At 75.2% G+C, this 4513-nt stretch carries 3 protein-coding genes; all 3 read left to right on the top strand.

Annotated features, from left to right (window positions below; translation table 11 throughout):
• Nucleotides 1-1912: nicotinate-nucleotide--dimethylbenzimidazole phosphoribosyltransferase (gene cobT / locus LG632_RS29600; RefSeq protein WP_226731010.1), on the top strand; the 1912-nt coding region annotated here is incomplete at its 5' end.
• Between the two features lie 369 nt (nucleotides 1913-2281).
• Nucleotides 2282-3499, top strand: coding sequence for a uroporphyrinogen-III C-methyltransferase (cobA, locus tag LG632_RS29595; protein ID WP_226731009.1), 1218 nt, complete (start codon nucleotides 2282-2284; stop codon nucleotides 3497-3499).
• A gap of 43 nt (nucleotides 3500-3542) precedes the next feature.
• Nucleotides 3543-4355 (top strand): TrmH family RNA methyltransferase, encoded by an 813-nt coding sequence (locus LG632_RS29590; RefSeq protein WP_226731008.1) that lies wholly within the window; start codon nucleotides 3543-3545, stop codon nucleotides 4353-4355.
• The last annotated feature ends 158 nt before the right edge of the window (nucleotides 4356-4513 follow it).

Below are 4513 nucleotides of genomic sequence, written 5' to 3'. Positions count from 1 at the left end.
CGCCGCGCCCGAGCAGGCCGAGCTTCCGGCCGACCCCGCGCAGGTCGCGCACCCGGACCGGCCCGAGCAGGCCGACGCCCCCCAGCAGCCCGCCGAGCCCGAGCAGCCGGAAGGCCCCGAGTTCCTGACCCCGGCCGCGACCGTCGCCGGGTCCGCCCCGGCCGAGCAGCGCTCCCCGGGCGAGCCCGCCCCGGGTTACGCCGACGCCGAGCGCGAGGCGATCCTGCGCGTCATGCGCGAACGCCGCGACATCCGCAACGGCTTCCGCACCGACCCGATCCCGCACGAGGTGCTGCTCCGCGTCCTCGAAGCCGCGCACACCGCGCCCAGCGTGGGCCACTCCCAGCCCTGGGACTTCGTCGTCATCCGCTCCGCCGAGACCCGGCGGACGATGCACGAGCTCGCCCAGCGCCAGCGCGAGGCCTACGCCACGTCGCTGCCCAAGGGCCGGGCGAAGCAGTTCAAGGAACTCAAGATCGAGGCCATCCTCGACACGCCGGTGAACATCGTGGTCACCGCCGACCCGACCCGGGGCGGCCGGCACACCCTGGGCCGCCACACCCAGCCGCAGATGGCCCCGTACTCCTCCGCCCTCGCGGTCGAGAACCTCTGGCTCGCCGCCCGCGCCGAAGGCCTCGGCGTCGGCTGGGTCAGCTTCTTCGACGAGCGCGAGATGGTCCGCGCCCTCGGCCTGCCCGAGCACCTGGAGGTCGTGGCGTACCTGTGCGTGGGCTACGTCGACGAGTTCCCCGACGAGCCCGAGCTGATGCAGGCCGGCTGGTCCAAGCGCCGCCCGCTGTCGTGGGTGGTGCACGAGGAGACGTACGGCCGCCGCGCCCTGCCCGGCGAGGAGCCGCACGACCTGCTCGGCGAGACGGTCGCGAGCATCCGCCCGCTGGACGCGAAGGCGCTCGGCGAGGCGTGGGAGCGGCAGAAGCGGATGACCAAGCCGGCCGGGGCGCTGGGCATGCTGGAGATCATCTCCGCGCAGCTGGCGGGCCTGTCCCGGGTCTGCCCGCCGCCGGTCCCGGAGCCGGCCGCCGTCGCGATCTTCGCCGGCGACCACGGCGTGCACGCCCAGGGCGTCACCCCGTGGCCGCAGGAGGTCACCTCCCAGATGGTCGCCAACTTCCTGGGCGGCGGGGCCGTCTGCAACGCCTTCGCCAACCAGGTCGGCGCCGAGGTCTGCGTGATCGACGTGGGCGTGGCCGGCGACCTGCCCGCCACCCCCGGGCTGCTGCCGCGCAAGGTCCGCCCGGGCACGGCCGACATGACCACCGGCCCGGCCATGACCCGGGAGGAGGCGGTCGCGGCGATCGAGGTCGGCATCGAGACCGCCCGCGACCTGGTCGCGGCCGGCAACAAGGCCCTGCTGACCGGTGAGATGGGCATCGCCAACACCACGGTGTCGGCGGCGCTGATCGCCGTCTTCACGGGGGCCGACCCGACGGAGGTCACCGGCCGCGGCACCGGCATCAACGACGAGACGCACGCCCGCAAGGTGGACGTCGTCCGCCGGGCCCTGGAGCTCCACCAGCCCGACCCGTCCGACCCGATCGGCGTCCTGGCGGCCGTCGGCGGCCTGGAGCACGCGGCGATGGTCGGCCTGGTGCTCGGCGGCGCGTCGCTGCGTACGCCGGTGATCCTGGACGGCGTCAGCGCCGGCGCGGCCGCCCTGGTCGCCCGGGCCATCGCCCCGGAGTCCCTCTCGGCGTGCATCGCCGGCCACCGCAGCGCGGAGCCGGGCCATGTGGCGGCCCTGACCAAGCTGGGCCTGCGCCCGCTGGTCGACCTGGACCTCCGCCTCGGCGAGGGCACGGGTGCCCTGCTGGCCCTCCCGCTGGTGCAGAGCGCGGCCCGCGCCATGCACGAGGTCGCCACGTTCGACTCGGCGGGCGTCACGGAGAAGTGACCGGGGCGCGGGGGCGGCGCCGCTGCGCGTCGCCCTTCCCCGCCCCCGTCGCCCTTCCCCGCCCCCCTCGCCCTCGCACACCCCGGCCTCCGCCCCCCGGGCTCTGCCCCGCCCGGCGGCCCGGGCTCCGCACCCCGGCTCCGCCCCCCGGGTCGCCCTCGCACGCCCCGGGCCCGGACCGTCACGCGCCCCGAGCCGCGCTCCCCGGGCGCGGGGGCGCGGGGCGGCGACCGGCGAAACCCAGGGCCGGGGCACGGCTCGCAGACCTCGGGGCCGTATGGTGTTGGGCGGTGATAACCGCACGTCAACCCGCCGCTCCAGCGCCGCAGCGGCCAGAGCCCCCTTCGCCGCCACAGGAGCCGCACCGTCATGGCCGAACACCCCGCGTACCCCGTAGGACTCCGTCTGGCCGGCCGCCGCGTCGTCGTCGTCGGCGGCGGCCAGGTGGCCCAGCGCCGGCTGCCCGCGCTCGTCGCGGCCGGGGCCGACGTGGTGCTCATCTCGCCCTCGGCCACCCCGTCCGTGGACGCCATGGCCGAGACCGGTGAGATCCGCTGGGAGCGCCGCCGCTACCAGGAGGGCGACCTCGCCGAGGCCTGGTACGTCCTCATCGCCACGCAGAACCGCGACGTGAACGACCTGGTCTCCGCCGAGGCCGAGCGCAACCGCGTCTGGGCCGTCCGCGCCGACGACGCCTCCGCCGCCACCGCCTGGACCCCGGCCACCGGCCGCAGCGAGGGCGTCACCGTGGCCGTGCTCACCGGCAACGACCCGCGCCGGTCGGCCGCCGTCCGGGACGCCATCGTGGAGGGCCTGCGCGAGGGCTCCCTCGACGCGCCCGCCCAGCGCCGCCCGCACGCCCCCGGCGTGGCCCTGGTCGGCGGCGGTCCCGGTGACCCCGACCTGATCACCGTCCGCGGCCGCCGCCTGCTCGCCCAGGCCGACGTCGTCATCGCCGACCGGCTCGGCCCCCGCGACCTCCTGGACGAACTGCCCCCGCACGTCGAGGTCATCGACGCCGCCAAGATCCCGTACGGCCGCTTCATGGCGCAGGAAGCCATCAACAACGCCCTCATCGAGCACGCCAAGGCCGGCAAGGCCGTCGTCCGGCTCAAGGGCGGCGACCCGTACGTCTTCGGCCGCGGCATGGAGGAGCTCCAGGCGCTGGCCGAGGCCGGCATCCCCTGCACCGTGGTGCCCGGCATCTCCAGCTCCATCTCCGTGCCGAGCGCGGCCGGCATCCCGGTCACCCACCGCGGGGTGGCCCACGAGTTCACCGTCGTCAGCGGGCACGTCGCCCCCGAGGACCCGCGCTCCCTGGTCGACTGGGAGTCGCTCGCCAAGCTCAAGGGCACCCTGGTCGTGCTCATGGGCGTGGACAAGATCGGGGTCATCGCCGAGGCCCTCGTGCGCCACGGACGACCCGCCGACACCCCGGTCGCGGTCGTCCAGGAGGGCACCACCGCCGCTCAGCGCCGGGTGGACGCCACCCTCGCGACGGTCGGCGAGACCGTCCGCGCCGAAGAGGTCCGGCCGCCCGCCGTCATCGTCATCGGTGACGTCGTGAAGGTCCACGCCACCGGCTGACCGAGCCGTTGGCACCGCATCCAGGACAAGGCAGTATCACCCTGTGGCTGATCTCATCACCGTCGAGGATCCCGACGACCCGCGCCTGCGCGACTACACGGGCCTGACCGACGTCGAACTGCGGCGCCGGCGCGAGCCCGCCGAGGGACTGTTCATCGCCGAGGGCGAGAAGGTCATCAGACGGGCGAAGAGCGCCGGCTACGAGATGCGCTCGATGCTGCTGTCCGCGAAGTGGGTCGACGTCATGCGGGACGTCATCGACGAGCTCCCGGCCCCGGTGTACGCCGTCAGCCCCGAGCTCGCCGAGCGGGTCACCGGCTACCACGTGCACCGCGGCGCCCTCGCCTCGATGCAGCGCAAGCCGCTGCCCTCGGCCGAGGAACTGCTGTCCACGGCCCGCCGGGTGGTGGTCATGGAGTCGGTGAACGACCACACCAACATCGGTGCGATCTTCCGCAGCGCCGCCGCCCTCGGCATGGACGCGGTGCTGCTGTCGCCGGACTGCGCGGACCCGCTCTACCGGCGTTCGGTGAAGGTCTCCATGGGTGCGGTCTTCTCCGTGCCCTACGCCCGGCTGGAGTCCTGGCCCAAGGGCCTGGACACCGTCCGCGAGGCCGGGTTCAAGCTGCTGGCCCTCACGCCGCACGAGAAGGCCTCCCCGATCGACGTGGCGGCTCCGCAGAACCTCGAACGGGTCGCCCTGATGCTGGGCGCCGAGGGCGACGGCCTCTCCACGCAGGCCCTGGTGGCCGCCGACGAGTGGGTGCGGATCCCCATGGCGCACGGCGTGGACTCGCTCAACGTCGGCGCGGCGGCCGCCGTCGCCTTCTACGCGGTGGCCGGCCCGGGCCGCTGACGGCGCGGCTCAGAGCCGCTGGGCCACCGCGATGCCGAAGGCCACGAGCAGTGTGACCACCACGAACACGATCAGCCGCTGCCGCATCAGCCGCGGGTCCGGCCGCCCCGGTCGCCGACCCGCGCCCGTCGTACGGGGTCCCGGGCGGCCCTTGGTCC

Origin of the sequence: Streptomyces antimicrobicus, from assembly GCF_020532625.1 — a bacterium.
Lineage (GTDB): Bacteria > Actinomycetota > Actinomycetes > Streptomycetales > Streptomycetaceae > Streptomyces > Streptomyces antimicrobicus.
This window is presented reverse-complemented; position numbering and strand designations above follow the sequence as displayed.

Bases quoted from the DNA above. Each gene is read 5' to 3' on its own strand.
- cobA (WP_226731009.1), top strand. From the start codon at position 2,282: ATGGCCGAACACCCCGCGTACCCCGTAGGACTCCGTCTGGCCGGCCGC.